Source organism: Mariniflexile sp., from assembly GCF_052728615.1.
On sequence record NZ_JBFVFE010000049.1, the window covers coordinates 1 to 17,844 of the forward strand.

The 17,844-nt window shown below is 35.9% G+C and carries 16 protein-coding genes and 1 pseudogene; 9 read left to right on the top strand and 8 right to left on the bottom strand.

The genetic code is table 11. The features are described from left to right. Window positions 1-816, bottom strand: an 816-nt coding sequence (locus ACU1LP_RS15130; protein ID WP_445736692.1) for a carboxypeptidase-like regulatory domain-containing protein, incomplete at its 3' end; no start/stop codon positions are given. Window positions 817-1,150: 334 nt separating this feature from the next. Continuing rightward, complete coding sequence (locus tag ACU1LP_RS15135; RefSeq protein ID WP_445736693.1) at window positions 1,151-2,308, bottom strand: FecR family protein; 1,158 nt, start codon at window positions 2,306-2,308, stop codon at window positions 1,151-1,153. A 100-nt stretch (window positions 2,309-2,408) separates the two neighbouring features. On the opposite strand from ACU1LP_RS15135, the gene ACU1LP_RS15140 reads away from it, so the two are divergent. Beyond that, window positions 2,409-3,014 (top strand): RNA polymerase sigma factor, encoded by a 606-nt coding sequence (locus ACU1LP_RS15140; protein ID WP_445736694.1) that lies wholly within the window; start codon window positions 2,409-2,411, stop codon window positions 3,012-3,014. A 478-nt stretch (window positions 3,015-3,492) separates the two neighbouring features. Here the strand turns inward: ACU1LP_RS15140 and ACU1LP_RS15145 are convergent, their stop codons facing one another. From ACU1LP_RS15145 to ACU1LP_RS15160, 4 genes are all read right to left on the bottom strand, one after another. Beyond that, entirely contained in the window at window positions 3,493-4,029 is a 537-nt protein-coding gene (locus ACU1LP_RS15145; RefSeq protein WP_445736695.1) for a DUF4440 domain-containing protein, read from the bottom strand. A 455-nt stretch (window positions 4,030-4,484) separates the two neighbouring features. Further along, on the bottom strand, window positions 4,485-4,901 hold the full coding sequence (locus tag ACU1LP_RS15150; RefSeq protein WP_445734822.1) for a CBS domain-containing protein: 417 nt from the start codon (window positions 4,899-4,901) through the stop codon (window positions 4,485-4,487). A 23-nt stretch (window positions 4,902-4,924) separates the two neighbouring features. Next, entirely contained in the window at window positions 4,925-5,344 is a 420-nt protein-coding gene (locus tag ACU1LP_RS15155) for a CBS domain-containing protein (RefSeq protein WP_445734821.1), read from the bottom strand. 74 nt (window positions 5,345-5,418) lie between these two features. Continuing rightward, the gene (locus ACU1LP_RS15160; protein ID WP_445736696.1) at window positions 5,419-6,270 is read right to left on the bottom strand and encodes a zinc-dependent peptidase; all 852 of its coding nucleotides are present in this window, start codon (window positions 6,268-6,270) and stop codon (window positions 5,419-5,421) included. Window positions 6,271-6,754: 484 nt separating this feature from the next. Between ACU1LP_RS15160 and ACU1LP_RS15165 the strand changes: the two are divergent. The 8 genes and pseudogenes from ACU1LP_RS15165 to rimO all read left to right on the top strand — a co-directional run bounded on the left by ACU1LP_RS15165 (window position 6,755) and on the right by rimO (window position 16,438). Continuing rightward, a pseudogene (locus tag ACU1LP_RS15165) lies at window positions 6,755-7,453 on the top strand (SDR family oxidoreductase). 92 nt (window positions 7,454-7,545) lie between these two features. Next, entirely contained in the window at window positions 7,546-7,788 is a 243-nt protein-coding gene (locus ACU1LP_RS15170; RefSeq protein ID WP_445736697.1) for a hypothetical protein, read from the top strand. 198 nt (window positions 7,789-7,986) lie between these two features. Beyond that, window positions 7,987-8,487: a GbsR/MarR family transcriptional regulator gene (locus ACU1LP_RS15175; protein WP_445736698.1), complete on the top strand. Its 501-nt coding sequence runs from the start codon at window positions 7,987-7,989 to the stop codon at window positions 8,485-8,487. A 3-nt stretch (window positions 8,488-8,490) separates the two neighbouring features. Then, entirely contained in the window at window positions 8,491-9,615 is a 1,125-nt protein-coding gene (locus tag ACU1LP_RS15180; protein ID WP_445736699.1) for an efflux RND transporter periplasmic adaptor subunit, read from the top strand. 20 nt (window positions 9,616-9,635) lie between these two features. Next, window positions 9,636-12,782 (top strand): efflux RND transporter permease subunit, encoded by a 3,147-nt coding sequence (locus ACU1LP_RS15185; protein WP_445736700.1) that lies wholly within the window; start codon window positions 9,636-9,638, stop codon window positions 12,780-12,782. After that, window positions 12,779-14,194, top strand: coding sequence for a TolC family protein (locus tag ACU1LP_RS15190; protein WP_445732027.1), 1,416 nt, complete (start codon window positions 12,779-12,781; stop codon window positions 14,192-14,194). Before ACU1LP_RS15185 ends, ACU1LP_RS15190 begins: the two co-directional genes overlap by 4 nt. Window positions 14,195-14,206: 12 nt before the next feature. Beyond that, complete coding sequence (locus tag ACU1LP_RS15195) at window positions 14,207-14,809, top strand: TetR/AcrR family transcriptional regulator (RefSeq protein ID WP_445736701.1); 603 nt, start codon at window positions 14,207-14,209, stop codon at window positions 14,807-14,809. Window positions 14,810-15,130: 321 nt separating this feature from the next. Next, on the top strand, window positions 15,131-16,438 hold the full coding sequence (gene rimO, locus ACU1LP_RS15200) for a 30S ribosomal protein S12 methylthiotransferase RimO (protein ID WP_445736702.1): 1,308 nt from the start codon (window positions 15,131-15,133) through the stop codon (window positions 16,436-16,438). Window positions 16,439-16,529: 91 nt separating this feature from the next. Here rimO and ACU1LP_RS15205 read toward each other — a convergent pair whose 3' ends face one another. Further along, a complete protein-coding gene (locus ACU1LP_RS15205) occupies window positions 16,530-16,841 on the bottom strand; it encodes a helix-turn-helix domain-containing protein (RefSeq protein WP_445736710.1) in 312 nt (103 codons plus the stop codon). A 626-nt stretch (window positions 16,842-17,467) separates the two neighbouring features. Beyond that, window positions 17,468-17,809, bottom strand: coding sequence for a P-II family nitrogen regulator (locus ACU1LP_RS15210; RefSeq protein WP_445732022.1), 342 nt, complete (start codon window positions 17,807-17,809; stop codon window positions 17,468-17,470). Between the last annotated feature and the right edge of the window lie 35 nt (window positions 17,810-17,844).

Here is a 17,844-nt window from a genome sequence, read left to right on the forward strand (position 1 = left end):
ATCTAGTCTTGAAGGAGATTGTCCTCCTGTCTCGAAAGATATGGAGTTGGACTCATTGTTAATTAAAACACCATCAACATATATTACTGGTTCATTGGATAATGAAGCACTATTGGAACCTCTAATCCTGATTCTTGATCCCATACCAACAGATCCTCCACTAGAACCAATTGATACACCAGCAGCTTGTCCTTGAAGAATGTCAAAAACGTTATTGATAGGTCGTTCTTTAACATCGTCAGAAACTTTTAAGTTGGCTATTGAATTACCCATCTCTACTCTTTTACGAGCACCAGTTGCTGTAATGATAATTTCATCAAGAGATTGGTCGTCTTCAGTCATTCTGACATTTACTGTAGTATTTTGCCCTACTACTTTGCGAATAGTTTTCATGCCTATATAGGTAAATACCAAAACGGACTGTGGATCTACTTTAATACTAAAATTACCATCAAAATCTGTTATTGCTCCGGTGTTAGTGCCTTCTACAGTAACATTTACACCCAATAATGGTTGATTGTTGATATCTGAAACATTTCCAGTAACCGTTTGTTGGATTAGTTCTGCCTTTTTAACAGGCGTAACATTGATTTGGTTTTTTAATGGGTCGATTTTTAGTATAATTTGTTTTTTATATACTTCAAAAGCTACGTTTGATTTTGAAAATATTTCAGTTAAAATAGAGGATATACGTTCACGATTGGCATTAATCGTAATTCTCTTTTTATAGTCAATTTCTTTGTCATTGAACATAAATTTAAAATCACTTAGCGATTCTATGTTGTACAAAACGTTTTCAATAGTAGCATTTTCCATATGTAATGAAATCTTGGTTTTTTGAGCATAAGATTCATTTGCATAAAGATTGAGAAAAGAAACTATTAGGAATAATGTAGTAAGCTTCATTTTTAAATCGAATTTTATTTGAAAGGAGTTTAAACTCCTTTTCTTAAATAGATTTTTCATATTTTTGTAATGAATTAATTGGTTAATTTTATTAATCATGTTTTAAATCGGAAGATGTTACAGCATTTTCCGGTTTTTTTATCCTTTTACGTTATTTGAACATATAAAATATAAGGAAATAGTCTTTTTTTAATTTTGTTTTAGTTTTATAAAGTTTTTTTATCCCATATTTTTTATATTGTTTTTAGTTAATGATTATTTGATTGTTAATTATAGTGTAATTTATATTATAATTTTTGTGAAATGTTTCCAAGACTTGTTCTATGGTTTCTATATCAAAACTAGCAGTAAAAAATTCTCCATCTAAATTTTTATTGTTATTCATAATAGTTACATCATAATGTCTCTCTAGTTTTCTTATAATGTTTTTAAATGGCATATGCCTAAATAGAATTCGACCTTCTATCCAAGCGGTATGCATTGCAATATCGGCTTCTTCAATTGAAATTTCTTTGTTACGTTTATCCCAAGATGCCAAATACCCTGGTTTTAATAATGATGCTGTTTCTTTGTCATAATCCATATTGTTATCAAAAACACTGACCGAACCTTCAACCAATACTGTAGTGATTTTATCGTTTTCTGGATAGGAGGATGCATTAAACTTGGTGCCAAATACCCTAACACCTACATTGTTCATATTGACAATAAAAGGATGATTGGCATCTTTTGTGACATCAAAAAAGGCTTCTCCGTTTAAATACACTTGCCGTTTTTCTCCTTTTAAAAATTTAATTGGATATTTTAAAGATGTGCCAGCATTTAAATATATATGAGTACCATCGGATAGTTTTAATTCAAACCTTTTTCCATAAGGTACCGTTAATGTGTTATAAACCAATGTTTCCACAATAGGATTGTCATCATATATTAATTGATTTGCTTTTTGAGAGCCTATAATTTCGCCTTCTTTATTTACAACTTTTTCGGTACCATCTTCTGAGAGAACTTTTATGTTGCCATCTTCCAATTGTAAGATTATCTCATTTTTATTGATAGTTGTAACATCAATTTTATTTGATGGGTTAAAATTGGTATGGACAACATATCCAATACTAACAAACAGAATTGCTATTGCAGCATATTTAAAAATTTTCTTGATTTTAAACCTATTTAAAAAAGCTTTATCTTTTCTTATTCTATCGAGTAGCAGTTTTTCTGCTTTTTTCGTATTGTATTGGGACATATTATTACGAATTGCGTAGTCTATCTTAGAACTGGAAATAAATAAGCCTTCAGCACCTTGCTTTTCTAGCCATAGCATTAAATCATCCATCTCGGTTTCAGATATGGATTCTGTAAAATATTTTGCCAGTAATTTTTTAACTTTAGTGCTTTTCATTATATATATTACGAAGCCCATTTGTAAAACCCTAATGTATTTGCTTTTTTTTTAGTATTATTGTTACATTATTCAATAAGCACTTAATAATTCGCAAGGAATGCACGATAGTTTTAAAGAAAACGCCAATTTAATATTGCATCTAAAAAAAGGAAATGAAGATGCTTTTTCTTTTTTGGTTAAAAATTTTAATCATCAATTGTGTGTGTATGCGAGTAGTTTAGTGAACAATGAAACTCTAGCCGAAGACATTGTACAGAATGTTTATATAAAGACTTGGGAAAAACGCAAGTCATTAAGTGAAAATTTTTCGATTAAAAGTTTTTTATATAAATCTGTTTATAATGAGTTTATAGACCAATATAGAAAAAATAGATCTGTAGCCTTACTGGAAAAAAAATATATAGAAGCGCTAGATACCATAGTTGAAGAGGATTATAGTGTTTTGGAAGAACTTTATCATTTGGTTCAAAAAGAAATTCAAAATTTACCACCAAAATGCAAAAATATTTTCTTGCTTAGTAAGCAAGAAGGGCTAAGTAATATTGAAATTTCGGAATACCTTAATGTTTCTACCAAAACAGTTGAAGCACATATAACAAAAGCATTTTGTCTTATTCGTGAACGCGTAAATCTCAATCCCAATATGAATACGCTTCTTTTCTTGTTATTTGATAAAAAAATTATAGAACAGCAAATAGGATAGGTATATCTTTAAAAGATAAAGTATTATGCAAAAAATTATTTAATCTACATTTAAATTTTAAATTGGATTAGTGCTAATAAAAATCTTTTAGTACATGACAAAAATTTAGAACAGAGCTATAAACTGTATATATATAACATATTACGCTTTTTTTGTTATGAAGACCTCACAGGTTTTCAAAACCTGTGAGGTGGGGTGTCAAATATAGGACATTTAATAAAAAATAGTTCGTTCTGTTTTTTGTTCACATTTTAAGTCTGTCAGGGTTTTGAACCCTGACAGACTTAGTAAAATAAGACTTTCTGTTATTTTAAAAAATCATTATTGATTAAAAAAAAACGAAGTTTTAAATTTTATGTACTTAATATTTGACATCCCACCTGTGAGGTCTTTGTTATCCCAAAAAAAGCGAGTAGTTTATTTTTCAAAATTAATTTTATCATGTACTAAATAAATCTTCTATTTCAAAGAAATAGTGTTAATGAGATGCATTTCTTACATCTCTTGAAGAAGAATGTGTTTTGGTAATTTTCCATTGTCCATCTATTTTCTTTAAGTCGGAAGTGGCGACACCTTTCTTTTTAATAATTCTTGCTTCTCTACCTTTTTCTTCGTTAGCTTTAAGGCCAATAGTAAAAATATAGGTTTCGGTAGTAAACGCATAAGGTAAATCTATTTTCACATCAATTGTATAATCTGAAAAGGTAAAACTATCAAAAGCTTTTAATTCTGGACCAAGATGATGAGATTCATAATTTTCATAGGTTCCTTCAGAGCCACCAGATTCAAAAACTGTAGCTTCATTTGTGAAAAGTTCTTTTGTGCCTTCGGTAATTAAATTTTGAACAGCATCCTTATAGTTTTTCATAACTGCTGCTACTGCTTCTTTTTCTGCTGAAACGTTTACAGCAACTATTTCTCCTTCTTTTTCAACGTTTTGTCCTTGTTCCTTACAGCTTGTAAATGTTAAAATAGTAATGAATATTAGACCGATTGATTTTAAATACGTAAACATACTTTTTGTTTTAGTGAATTAAATGTTGTTATCTGATATACAAACCTAAAGATTTTAATTATATATAACTCCTTGTGCATTATGATTTAACAAAAAAATTGTTCATTTTACTGATAATGAGTAACATATTTTAACTTTAAAATATTAATAATAAGCAACTTAAGTGCAGATTACGGAAGAATATTGGAAATATCAAAAGAACAGCTTTTAGCCTATCCAAGACGATAACCCAAATTAAATGATTGAGAGTTGGTAAGTCTGTGCAGAAATAACCTGTACATTTTACTGGTTCTTTCCTGCCGGAGGTGCATATTAACTGCATTAAAAATGCTTACCGTAGTATTGTTTTGCTTGCAGTTTTTGTCCATACCTACTGGCAGTTTTGTTTTTAAAAGCAGTAACCAACTTAAAGCCATCAAAGATTTAAAAGCTGTTGCAAATTCTTAAACAGGCCCTTAAAGTTGCTTGACAAAATAGTTCAATAAATCCCTGCTTGTAACAATTCCCACCAAAACACCTTCATCTGCAACAGGTAATGCATGGAACTCTCTTTTTGCTAAAATAGTGGCCGCTTGCTTTATAGAAGTATTACTGTTTATGGTTACTATATTTTTACTCATTACCTGCTCTATGGTAAAGTTATTGGATACCACGGCATGTATATTGTGCTTGTCTTTTGTGGTTTCGGCAAAACTGATTTTTAATAAATCGGAATAACTTAACATCCCAATAACCACATCTGAACTTACTACCGGAATGTGTTTAATTCTATGTTTGTTAAAAAGCATTTCTGCTCTTTCCAAATTATCGCCTCTTTTCAATGCGATGATTTTTTTACTCATTATTTCTGAAACGGGAATTATCTCATTCATTTTTTTATTCTTAATTAAGTTACTTAAAATTGTTTCAACAAATATTTTATCAAATCGGTGGTGGTAACTATTCCAACAAGTATATTGTTATCAACAACGGGCAATGCGTGAAACTCTTTTACAGCTAATATTTCCGCCACATCTTTTATGGAGTTTGAAGAAGAAACCGTAATTATATTTCTTTTCATTACCTGCTTAATGGTAAACATGTTATATACCAAGGCATCAGCATCTGTATCTACATTGTCGGTAACATCGGCAAAACTAAGCCTTAACAAATCGGTGTAGCTTAGCATTCCAACAACCACTTTTTCAGAAACCACAGGTATATGTCTAATGTGGTGCTTTCTAAAAAGCTGTTCTGCCCTTTCTAAACTGTCTTGTTTTTTTAGTGTGATAACGGGTGCGGTCATTATCATCGAAATTGGTGCTTTTCGTATCATGACTTCTAATGTTTAACTTAGTTTCATTAAAATTAAAAAATAAAAAGTTTAAAAAGTATGACATAAGTCATGAACTAATAACCCGCCACCGTAAAATTCAGCATTTGTTTTACTTTACTGTAAACAAGAGGAAATTCGGCTTTAAAAATCTGTGGAGTTTCAATAAAATTCTCAATTATTACTGCTACAAATTCAAATTGATTGGTAAAAGCGTATTTCCTGAAATAATCCGATGCCATTAATTTGTTTCTTAATAGTTCATTTGAAGCCAATAAATGGGAAAGTTCTTTGAAAGAATCGCTGAAAATAGTAGCGCTCACATCGCGTTCCTTCATACAATTGATATGTATGGCATGGGTAAATTCGTGAATGCCCAAATTGATATTATCTCTATCGTTGCTGAACCCTTTTTTAAAATCTTCCCATGAAATTACCAATGTTTCTAACCTTGGATTGAACTCTCCTTTATGGTACGTTTTATTGGTGTTTGAATAAAAGGCATTGGGATACACGATGATTTTAGATATCATTCCAATATAAAAATCGCGAAAACCAAATGTTAGCATCACCGCCGTGGCGGAAATTAAAACCTTTATTTCTTCAGTAATCAAAACCCCATCTCTCCCAATAAAATCTTTATCTTTTATAAAAGACGCCACCCGATGCACAAAATATTTTTTTTCTTTACCGGTAAGTTTATTATAGAACGAAAACTGCCGCATTAACAACGCTTTTTGGTTTTCATTTAACATTCTTAAACGTAGATAAAAATGATTGTACAATGGCTTTTTATACTTTAGCACATAAGCCATTTCCATCATTTTGAACATATAGTAAAAAATAATGTATGCCAATACCGCAAAAAGAATTCCTAGAATCATTCTACTGCTTAAATCGGAGTCCTTGGCTGTTAAGATGGTTAGCATGAAGTAAAAACGCCCGTTTTTAAAATTAATTTCATATTGCAAGCTAAAATACAAAAACCCAAGCACCAAATTATTAAAGTTTAATGGATGATTAGGTTTGTGTTGAAAGCTTGATTTGACGGGACTGTATTTATTAAAGGGTTCCGCTCAAAAAATAAAAGCGAGATACAGTAACGTGCATAATTTTAATTATTTTTACTAAGTACATGACAAAAATTTATTAACATCAAATGATTAAAAAAAAACTCCTTAAATAATTCCTCCCCTTTCTTCAAGGATTAGAGCCTGTACCGATTTTTCGGTATGCCGATAGGCGGAGGGGGTAAACTTAAATAATTTTTTTAATGAAATATCTTTTTTTGTCATGTACTAAACTATTTTTCACATAAAAAAGCTTAATAAATTTAAAATAAGAAGCTTTAAATGAGTTCTTAGCCATGATACTCAACATATAATCGTTCCATTGAATTATAAAACAAAAAAAATGAACATAAAAACAGCAAAAGTAATAGTAACAGGTGGAACTTCCGGCATTGGTTATGAAACCGCAAAACTGCTAAAGTCCAAAGGAGCGACCGTCGTTATTTGCGGTAAAACCTATGAAAAGGTAAATGAAGTAACCCAAGAATTAGAGGTTTTTGGAATTCAAGCGGATGTTTCCATAGAAAAAGATGTTAAAAATCTGTTTGATTTTGCCATAGCAAAAATGGGCGATTTCAATATTTTAATAAACAACGCAGGCATTGGTTTTATGGGTTCGCTAGTAGAAACAAAAATTAAAGATTTTGTGAGAATATGGGAAACGAACACAAAAAGTGTTTTTATGTGTGGACAATTCGCCGCAAAACATTTTATTGAAAAAAATGCAGGGAACATTATCAATATTTCTTCCATGTGAGCAGTAAATGGATTTGCAAATGGTTCTGCTTATGTTTCCAGCAAATCTGCAATAAGCGGGTTAACCATGTGTTGGAGAGCAGAATTACGAAAACACAATGTTAGAGTCATGCAGGTAAATCCAAGTGAAGTAGTAACACCTTTTGTAGAAAAATTAGGGTATGTTCCCACAAATGCCGAACATAAGCTAAAAGGATTGGAAATTGCACAAGTTATTGTTTCTATGTTAGAATTGAATGACGTTGGGTTCATGCCCGAAGTAAATGTATGGGCTACAAATCCATAAAAATAGAGGAAATCAATATGGCTCAACAAGTGTATAAGCATCACTTGCTCAGTGTCCAATTTATCCCAAAAGATACCAATTGTTAGGAAATTATGGGTTGCAGTATGATAAATCCGAATATTCTTGAAAATTATGGCTTCATTAAAAACCTATTCCCGCGGCGCTTTGCATTTAGGATCCACATCGACCGTAGCAATGCGATGTTATCCCATCAAATGGGCGATATTTTGTTGAGTGAGAATAATGTTCGATTTAATGTAAATAATTCCCCGACGGTTCTACCTCGGGGTTTCCGAATTTACTTCCCCTTTGGGAGGTCGGAATTGCCTTTTTAGCAAAACCGGGAGGGGCAAAATATAATCCCGAAAGCTTTCGGGACGGTTTTTGGCCTCAAGGCCAAAATGATACCGATAATTATCGGGACTGCCTCTAGGATTGTCGGTTTCAAGATTTTTTTATTTTAACAATTCTTTAACTTCGTTTAGTTCGGTTTGTTCCGAACCTGTCTTATATTTGCGCAAAATTATTTAGAAATGAATAGCGAAGTTTGTAAAGAAAAACAAGTTTTAGTCGAAAGGCTCGGTGTTTTTATGGAGCAAAAAGAACAATTGGCGCCCGTGGCAGCTCGTATTTTTTCTTTTCTTATTCTAACAGGAAAAGAAGGAACCACTTTTGAGGATTTGGTACGGGATCTATGTGCGAGCAAAAGTACCATTTCCACGCATCTTAATCATTTGGCCGATTTAAAACACATTGTTTACTTCACAAAAACGGGAGACCGAAAAAAATATTACATCGTTAATCCAGACAGCATTATTCAAAATATCGATGCGATGATGGAAGCGTGGTCAGCCCAAAAGGAGTTGCACGCCAAAATTAAAGCCTACAAGGAAAACTCCAATAAATCAAAAACCGATGAAGCATCAAAATTTGACCTTGATTTCCATAATGATTACATTCAATTTTTAGAGGAAGTTACACAGTCCGTTTCCACATTAAAATCCAAAATCATAGAAAAAAACACTAAACTTTAGTCAATGAAAACACGAAACCTGTTTTTTATAATAGCCTTTGGCACCATGATACTTTTGTCGAGTTGCGGTGGCAAGGAAGAAGAAACACAACGTCTCCAAGGGCCCATGCCATTTCAGGTAACAACCGTTCCGGAGCAAACCGTTACTGGCTATACCTCGTACCCCACCAGTATTGAAGGCATTGTAAATAGCGAGGTGCGCGCAAAAATTGCAGGGTATATCACGGATGTGTTGGTGGATGAAGGTCAAAAAGTTCGCAAAGGTCAAGTGCTTTTTAAATTGGAAACACAGTCGTTGAACCAAGATGCTTCAGCGGCAAAAGCCAATGTGAATGCCGCCCAAGTAGAGGTAGATAAACTGAAACCTTTGGTTGAAAAAAACATCATCAGCAACGTTCAACTGGAAACGGCCAAAGCCAGATTGCAGCAGGCAAAAAGTAGTTATAACGGTATTGCCGCAAATATCGACTATGGTTCCATAAAAAGTCCTGTTGATGGTTATGTTGGGTCCATTCCCCTTCGAAAAGGGTCTTTGGTAAGTCCTTCAAGTCAAGAACCATTGTCCACAGTTTCAGATATCAGTAAAGTATATGCTTATTTTTCAATGAACGAGAAGGACTATCTCGACTTTATTCAAAATTCCGAAGGGAAAGATATCGAAGCAAAAATAAAAAATCTTCCAAAAGTTACCTTGATATTGGCAAATGGTAGTACTTACGGCCAAGAGGGTAAAATTGAAACCATCAATTCACAGGTCAATGCCAACACAGGTTCTATTTCATTCCGTGCGGTTTTTGATAATCCATCACGCTTGTTGACTAATGGTAATAGTGGAAAAATCAGGGTTCCTAAAACATACAAGAATGCTGTGGTTGTTCCACAAGAATCCACTTACGAACAACAAGGAAGCACTTATGTTTATAAATTGGGTGAAGACAGTACAGCGGTCGCAACACGGATCAACATAAAAGCTGAAATAGGCAATGTGTTTGTGGTTTCTGAAGGTCTTAAGGCTGGTGACAAAATCGTTGCCAAAGGTGTTGCCAAATTACGTGGTGATACCAAGATAAAACCGATGGAAATTCCGTTTGACAGCGTTGCAAAACCGATCGAAAAAGTATTCAGATAACCGTTGAAGACCATCGTTTTATGTTAAAAACATTTATAGAAAGACCAGTACTTTCAACAGTAGTTTCCATTATCATCGTGATTTTGGGTGTTCTGGGACTCTCCTCATTGCCCATTACCCAATATCCCGATATTGCGCCACCAACCGTTTCGGTAAATGCCACTTATCCTGGTGCCAATGCCGAAACCATATTGGAAAGCGTCATCGTGCCATTGGAAGAACAAATCAATGGGGTGGAAGGAATGACTTATATAACGTCTTCGGCCTCCAACACAGGTTCGGCTTCCATTACGGTGTTTTTTGACCAAGATGTCGATCCGGACATTGCTGCCGTGAACGTGCAAAACCGTGTGGCACGTGCCAATCCGCTGTTGCCATCCGCTGTTTTGCAGACTGGAGTTACCACGCAAAAACAACAGACCAGTGCCTTGATGTACATGTCTTTTTACAGTGCCAATCCGGATTACGACGATACTTTTATCCAAAATTACCTGAAAATCAACGTCATTCCCGAATTGCAAAGGGTCAATGGTGTAGGCGATGTGAATGTTTTTGGTGCAAAGGATTATGCCATGCGCATTTGGTTAAAGCCAGAAAAATTAGCAGCTTATGGCTTGATCCCCACCGACATTACAGCAGCTTTACGCGAGCAGAGTTTGGAAGCTGCCGCAGGTTCGTTGGGGGAAAATGACGGACAAGCCTTTAGTTATGTCATCAAATATGGTGGACGATTTAAAACGGAAGCGCAATACAGCAATATTATTGTGAAGGCACTTGGCGATGGCCAGTTTTTAAGATTGAATGATGTTGCCGAGATTGAACTTGGTGCACAGTCCTACACAGGAGGTGGTACTACCAAAGGAAATCTTGCGGTAAATCTCGGGGTTTTTCAAACCAAAGGCTCCAATGCGCGAGATATTATTTTGGAAATTGAAAACCGTTTGGAAGAAGTTAAGAAAGAGTTGCCAAAAGGCATCGAAATCTTTGTGCCTTATAATACCAATAATTTCTTGAATGCCTCTATTGAAAAGGTGGTAAGTACTTTGGCGGAAGCGTTTTTACTGGTATTTATCGTGGTCTTTATTTTCCTTCAGGATTTTAGATCGACATTGATCCCAGCCATTGCAGTTCCGGTGTCTATTATCGGAACGTTTTTCTTCCTGAATCTTTTCGGATATTCCATCAATTTATTGACTCTTTTCGCCTTGGTCTTGGCCATTGGGATTGTGGTGGATGATGCTATTGTGGTGGTGGAAGCAGTGCACGCAAAGATTGACGAAGGCGAACACGACCCCAAAAAGGCCACTATGGATGCAATGCACGAAATATCGGGTGCCATCATTTCCATTACCTTGGTCATGTCCGCCGTATTTATTCCCGTTACCTTTATAAAAGGGCCAACAGGTGTGTTTTATGAGCAATTTGGAATCACATTGATTGTTGCCATCATCATTTCAGCCATCAATGCCTTGACTTTGAGTCCAGCCTTATGTGCGCTGTTTTTAAAAGGCCATGACGATAAACAAAAGAGTAAAAAGAAAGGTTTTCTTGGTCGCTTTTTTGATGGCTTCAACAAAGGATTTAATGCCACAGTTAAAAAATACGGAAAGTCCGTCCATTTCCTATATCGAAATAAATGGAGTACTGGTGCTATTCTTCTTCTTGCAATTGGTGGTATTTGGTGGTCGTCAACGGTATTGAAAACAGGCTTTGTGCCAGATGAAGATAGAGGGATCATTTTCTTGAACGTGGAGCTTCCACCTGGTTCGTCCATTGACAGGACCCACCAAGTGAATGCCGAATTGTATGATAAAATAAGTAAAATATCGGGTGTTGAAGGTGGTTCAGTCATTGAAGGCAGAAGTTTTTTAGGTGGTGCTGGAAGTAACAACGGACTTGGGTTTATCAAATTGGAAGACTGGGATAAACGTGGTGCGGATTCATTATCCATAGAAAGCATTACGGCCAAAATGTTTGGTATCGCAGCACAGATTCCTGAAGCCAACATTCTCTTTTTTGCGCCTCCAAGTATTCCTGGTTTTGGAAGTTCTGCTGGTGTTGAGGTCAATTTATTGGATCGTTCAGGAGGAAGCTTTACTGATTTAGATAAGGTGACACAAGAATTCATCGGAAAACTATCGCAACGTCCAGAAATAAAATATGCGCAATCCTCATTCAATACAAAATATCCACAATACGAAATTGAACTGAATGCGCCATTGGCAAAGGAATTGGGCGTTCCCATAAGTAGTATCTTTTCAACCTTGCAAGGCTATATTGGAAGTGTATTTGCTGCCGATTTTTCAAGATTCGGAAAACAATATCGGGTGTATGTGCAAGCGTTGCCCGAAGATCGTGCCGAATTGAGTGATCTGAATAAATTATATGTCCGCACCGGAACTGGTGGAATGACACCGATCACAGCGTTCGTTACGCTCAAAAAAGTCTATGGTCCACAGTCGGTCACACGTTTCAATTTATTTAATTCAACAAAATTAACGGCCGCCACGAATCCGGGTTTTAGCTCTGGTGATGCCATCAAGGCGGTCGAGGAAGTTTCAAAAACCTTGCCTGCCAATTATACTACGGCCTATTCCGGATTGACACGTGAAGAGGTCAACGCAGGAAATCAGACCACAACAATATTTCTTTTATCGCTGGTGTTTGTGTATTTCCTATTGGCAGCGCAATACGAAAGTTATTTGATTCCGCTATCTGTGATTTTGTCATTGCCTTTAGGGGTTTTTGGAGCCTATTTTGTAACCCAGCTTACAGGATTACAGAATAACATCTATTTCCAGATTGCATTGATTATGCTGCTTGGGCTTTTGGCTAAAAACGCCATTTTGATTGTGGAATTTGCTTTGCAACGAAGACGAAAGGGCGAATCGCTTGTGGAAGCTGCCATGAATGGTGCCGAAGCGCGTTTACGTCCTATTTTGATGACCTCCTTTGCTTTTATATTTGGTTTGTTGCCATTGGTATTGGCAAATGGTGTTGGTGCCGAAGGTAACCGTTCCATTGGTACGGGAGCCGTTGGAGGCTTGTTGATAGGAACGATCCTTGGCGTATTCGTCATCCCGATTTTGTTCATCTTTTTCCAATGGTTACAGGAAAAAATATCTGGCTCGCCTCAAGAAGAAATTAAAGAAGAATCCACATTATGATAACAATTCTTAAAAATAAATTGTTTAAACATGCTGTAGTGTTTATAGTTTCGGTAGGGACACTGCAAAGCTGTTTTGTGGCAAAAACCTACGAACGACCTCAAGTTGAAGAAACCCAAAACCTTTTCAGAACAGATGCGTTGCCAACAGATAGTCTTTCCATAGCAGATCTATCATGGAAAAATCTGTTTACAGATCCATATTTGCAGAAATATATTGATGAAGGACTTCAAAATAACATTGATATTCGGATTGCCATTCAACAAGTGTTGGCAGCCGAAGCCTATGCAAAACAAGGGAAAGCAGCTTATTTTCCTTCCCTTAACGGAAAGACATTCGTAACACATCAGGAATTGTCCAAAAATAGTCAGTTCGGGTCATTTTTCAACAGTTCGCTAGATCAATTTGAAATTACAGGAAATGTATCTTGGGAAGCCGATATCTGGGGAAAGATACGAAGCAACAAACGTGCCTTTGAAGCCGATTATTTGCAGTCAGTTGCCGCACATCAAGCGGTAAAATCAAGATTGGTGGCAAACATTGCGTCCACCTATTATCAGCTGATGTCTTTAGATGCCCAATTAGAAATCACAAAGAGAAGCGTCATGGTAAGAGATAGCAGCGTTACCACCATTCAAGCTTTAAAAGATGCAGGGAACGTGACGCAAGTTGCTGTGGACCAAAACATTGCGCAATACAATAATGCCAGAGCTTTGCAAGTGGATTTGGAAACAGCCATTTTCCAAACAGAAAACACCTTGAGCATTCTTTTGGGCGAACAGCCACAAGAGTATGAACGGGGCGTTTTGGACGACCAAAATTTGGAATCCGACTTAAAATTTGGAATGCCAATAGCTTTATTGAGCAATCGACCAGACGTGATTGCTTCAGAATACAATTTGGTAAGAGCATTTGAATTGACCAATGTGGCTCGAAGTAATTTTTATCCGTCATTAACGGTAACAGCAACAGGAGGTTTGCAAAGTTTGCAATTGGATCAATTATTGAATACCAATTCATTATTTGCAAATATTGTAGGCGGATTGACACAACCCATATTCAACCAACGAAAAATCAGGACGCAAAAAGAAGTGGCTGATGCCCAACAGGAACAGGCCTTAATGGAATTTAAGCGTTCGTTATTGGTAGCAGGGCAGGAAGTTTCCAATGCGTTATACTCTTATGATCAGGAAACCATAAAATTTGAATACAGAGAACTTGAAGTTGAAGCCTTGCGTAATGCTGAAAGAAACTCGAACGAACTATTAAAAAACGGGTACGCCAACTATTTGGATTTGTTGACCGCAAGACAAAGTGCCCTAAATGCTGAACTGAATGTTATTGACAGCAAATTACAGCAGTTGCTTTCAATTGTCGATTTGTACGAGGCACTTGGTGGTGGATGGAAGTAAAATTGTTTTAGCATGATATCGAAATCGGAACTCTTGGAATGCTCCATTGTCAATTTTACAACCTTTGGAAGCAAACGATTTACATTGGACGAGCTTGCCAATGAATTGGGCATTTCCAAAAAAACGATTTACAAATATTTTGAGACCAAAGAAGATTTGGTTTCGGAAAGCCTATCGCATTTATTGAACAGATATCTTTCTGAAATTAATGATATTGTTAAAGATGCCCATGAAGATCCCATTACAAAAATCATCTTCATCTATCAAAAAGGATTTGGGTATTTAAAACATTTTAAGCCATCATTTTTGTACGGTATCAAAAAATACTATCCAAAAGCCGATAGGGTATTCAATGATTTCTCCAATAAATTGGTGCATGGCACTATTTCATCGCTTTTAAAGGAAGCGCAAGCAAAAGCCTATATAAGAGAAGATATTGAACTCAATCTAATCTGCGAACTTTATTTTTTACGGATAGATACTATCGCATTTAAAAATGATAATTTGTTCAATCTCTATTCCAATGAGGTTTTGTTGAAACACTTGATTGTTTATAACCTAAAAGGAATTACGGTTTCTGGATATTCCAACGTGTTTTTTGATGAGGTTGTTTAACCTTGTTTGTTAGTTAAGTTGGGCTTCAATATCGTAAAGGTGAACTACAAATCCCCCTTTTTTGGGAATTCGTCCGATAACAAATATGGTTTCCTCTAACGACCCCTGAATATGCATGAAAACCTGCGACGTCTTTAAGTATCTTGTAGGTTTGGGTTCAGTAGTAACCCTTCAAGACCTACAAGAGGTTTTTGATCCCGATTGCCATCGGGACTTGCAGGCCAAGATTCCAGTTTTAGGGAAATTTGTCGTGCACCCTATTGTAAATCGTTAATCAAAAATCGTAAATCATTGTGTATCTTTGCACACTTAAATTTTGGTATGAGAACGAAATCACTTAAAAAGAACAGAATCAACGTTGTAACCCTTGGCTGCAGCAAAAATGTTTACGATAGCGAAATATTGATGGGACAATTAAAAGCCAGTGGAAAAGATGTGGTTCATGAAGAGGAAGGCAATATTGTGGTTATCAATACCTGCGGATTTATTAACAATGCGAAGGAAGAAAGCATCAATACCATTTTGGAATTTATGCAGAAAAAGGAAGATGGCGAGGTTGATAAAGTGTTTGTAACCGGTTGTTTAAGTGAGCGTTATAAACCAGATTTGATTAAGGAAATCCCTAACGTCGATCAGTATTTTGGCACGACGGAATTGCCCGGATTGTTAAAAGCTTTGGGTGCCGATTATAAACACGAATTGATTGGCGAGCGTTTAACCACAACTCCCAAAAATTATGCGTATTTGAAAATTGCCGAAGGTTGCGACCGTCCCTGTAGTTTTTGTGCCATCCCGTTAATGCGCGGAAAACATAAAAGTACGCCTATTGGGGACGTTGTAATTGAAGCTGAAAAGTTAGCGGCTAAAGGCGTTAAGGAACTTATTTTAATTGCACAAGATTTAACCTATTATGGACTCGATTTATATAAAAAACGCAATCTTGCAGAACTGCTTGAAGCGCTTGTGAAAGTGGAAGGTATTGAGTGGATCCGTTTGCATTATGCGTTCCCAACCGGTTTCCCAATGGATGTGCTGGACGTGATGAACCGTGAGTCTAAAATCTGTAATTATCTGGATATTCCGTTACAGCATATTTCTGATAAAATTCTTAAAAGCATGCGTCGTGGCACTACCAAAGAAAAAACCACGCAGTTGCTGAAGGATTTTAGGGCCGCCGTACCAAACATGGCCATCAGAACCACGCTTATTGTTGGTTATCCTGGGGAAACGGAGGAAGATTATCAAACGCTTAAAAAATGGGTAAAAGCCATGCGTTTTGAGCGTTTGGGATGCTTTACTTATAGCCATGAAGAAAACACACATGCCTATAATTTAGAAGATGATGTGCCAGAAGACGTAAAACAAGAGCGTGCCAATGAAATTATGGAAATTCAATCCCAAATTTCTTGGGAATTGAACCAAGCAAAAATAGGGCAGGCCTTTAAAGTGGTTATTGATAGAAAAGAAGGGAACTATTTTGTTGGAAGAACTGAATTCGACTCGCCCGATGTTGACAACGAAGTGCTTATCGATGCCACCAAAAACTATTTGAAAACTGGGGAATTTGCCACCGTTAAAATTACCGAAGCGGCCGATTTTGATTTGTATGCAGAGGTCGTAACAGTTTAAATTGAAGGGGAAGTTTGGGTTTTTCGTTTAGTGTGTTTTAAGTGCCTAATTTAGCAAATACAAACCGAAGTGCGCTGTGCTTGTCCGCATTTTATATCAAGTTCAGATTTTGGTTTAGCAATTCGACGTTAAAGTTGATTTTTGCGTTTAATGCCCTAAAAACTTTAAGAATAGTTTCAAATCTTGCGTCGGTTAGATTGTTTTCAATTTTGGAAATCTGCGCTTTTTTTACGCCCACAAGTTCGCCAAGTTGGGCTTGGGTCAAATTCCTTTCTTTTCTTGCCTCCTTTATTGCGTGTCCTATTAAATCCAATCGCAACGCGTTTTCGTAGGCATCTCTTTCTGGCGTACCTTTTTTACCAAGGTATTTGTCTTTTACTTCGTCAAATGGATATGTTTTCATTTCTCTTATTTTTTCGTCAAAATATTTTTTCATTATTGCGGTCGCTTTTTCAATTTCCTTTTTAGGTGTCTTTTGCGTTTTCTTTAAAATTCCGTGGGTTGCGACCACAATAGTCACTTTTTTGTCTGTTTTGTCCCAAAAGGCTTTTTTATCCAGTCCATCGAGGAATTCAAAAACTTCTTGAAGAAACTCAACTTTAAAATTTTCAGCCATACAACCAATTGTTTAATGCAAATACAAAAGCTTCCTTTTTAGTAAACAATTTTATTTTAGACGAATTTTTCTTGCATGGCGCGTAGCGAATATAATTCCGTTATAATGAATTATACTCAAAGTTAAACGAAGTTATGTTTTTTTCCGATAAAGTCAAGTTGACTTTCTTTTTTGAGCAAAAAAAACCTAATAAATTTTTATCAGGTTTTTAAACTAAAAAGTTTATTTAGTGTTGCAGTCTGCGTTAGGGATTGGAGTGAAAATCCTTTTTAAAACTTGATAACAATAATGTTTGTGAGTACTAAAATTTGGCAGATTGCCGCGTCCTTCGTCCTCGCAATGCCGTTTTAAAAAGATTGTAGCGTAAAGCCCTCCCGGATAGCTATCGGGATTGTGGTAACGCCCAAATAAAATTATTTAATAGCTTCGATACCTCGGGTTCTGGTACGGATTCTGATAGCGTCTTCTACGGGGTAAATGAAAATTTTACCATCGCCAACTTGTCCTTCGGAAGCATTGTCGAGTATAATATCTATGCATTTTTCTAAATTCGAATCGCTTACTATGCACATAATCATGATACGCGTTTGTAAAATCATGGATTGTTCGGTGCCACGATAACGCTCGGTATAGCTTTTTTGCAACCCCGAGCCTTTTACGGGAACGATTGTCAAGCATGGTATATCGGCTTCTCTTAGGCCTTGTTGTACGTCTTTAAGTTTAGAGGGCCGTATGATGGCTTCAACTTTTTTCATGTGTTTATATTATTTGTTTTTTATTGGTCATCCCG

Excerpts from the sequence above, each read along its gene's own strand:
- ACU1LP_RS15175 (WP_445736698.1), top strand. The coding sequence starts at position 7,987 with ATGAATAGCGAAGTTTGTAAAGAAAAACAAGTTTTAGTCGAAAGGCTC.
- ACU1LP_RS15170 (WP_445736697.1), top strand. The coding sequence starts at position 7,546 with ATGGGTTGCAGTATGATAAATCCGAATATTCTTGAAAATTATGGCTTC.
- ACU1LP_RS15140 (WP_445736694.1), top strand. The coding sequence starts at position 2,409 with ATGCACGATAGTTTTAAAGAAAACGCCAATTTAATATTGCATCTAAAA.
- ACU1LP_RS15210 (WP_445732022.1), bottom strand. The coding sequence starts at position 17,809 with ATGAAAAAAGTTGAAGCCATCATACGGCCCTCTAAACTTAAAGACGTA.
- ACU1LP_RS15150 (WP_445734822.1), bottom strand. The coding sequence starts at position 4,901 with ATGAATGAGATAATTCCCGTTTCAGAAATAATGAGTAAAAAAATCATC.
- ACU1LP_RS15180 (WP_445736699.1), top strand. The coding sequence starts at position 8,491 with ATGAAAACACGAAACCTGTTTTTTATAATAGCCTTTGGCACCATGATA.
- ACU1LP_RS15190 (WP_445732027.1), top strand. The coding sequence starts at position 12,779 with ATGATAACAATTCTTAAAAATAAATTGTTTAAACATGCTGTAGTGTTT.
- ACU1LP_RS15205 (WP_445736710.1), bottom strand. The coding sequence starts at position 16,841 with ATGAAAACATATCCATTTGACGAAGTAAAAGACAAATACCTTGGTAAA.
- ACU1LP_RS15155 (WP_445734821.1), bottom strand. The coding sequence starts at position 5,344 with ATGATACGAAAAGCACCAATTTCGATGATAATGACCGCACCCGTTATC.
- ACU1LP_RS15145 (WP_445736695.1), bottom strand. The coding sequence starts at position 4,029 with ATGTTTACGTATTTAAAATCAATCGGTCTAATATTCATTACTATTTTA.
- rimO (WP_445736702.1), top strand. The coding sequence starts at position 15,131 with ATGAGAACGAAATCACTTAAAAAGAACAGAATCAACGTTGTAACCCTT.
- ACU1LP_RS15160 (WP_445736696.1), bottom strand. The coding sequence starts at position 6,270 with ATGCTAACCATCTTAACAGCCAAGGACTCCGATTTAAGCAGTAGAATG.
- ACU1LP_RS15195 (WP_445736701.1), top strand. The coding sequence starts at position 14,207 with ATGATATCGAAATCGGAACTCTTGGAATGCTCCATTGTCAATTTTACA.
- ACU1LP_RS15185 (WP_445736700.1), top strand. The coding sequence starts at position 9,636 with ATGTTAAAAACATTTATAGAAAGACCAGTACTTTCAACAGTAGTTTCC.
- ACU1LP_RS15135 (WP_445736693.1), bottom strand. The coding sequence starts at position 2,308 with ATGAAAAGCACTAAAGTTAAAAAATTACTGGCAAAATATTTTACAGAA.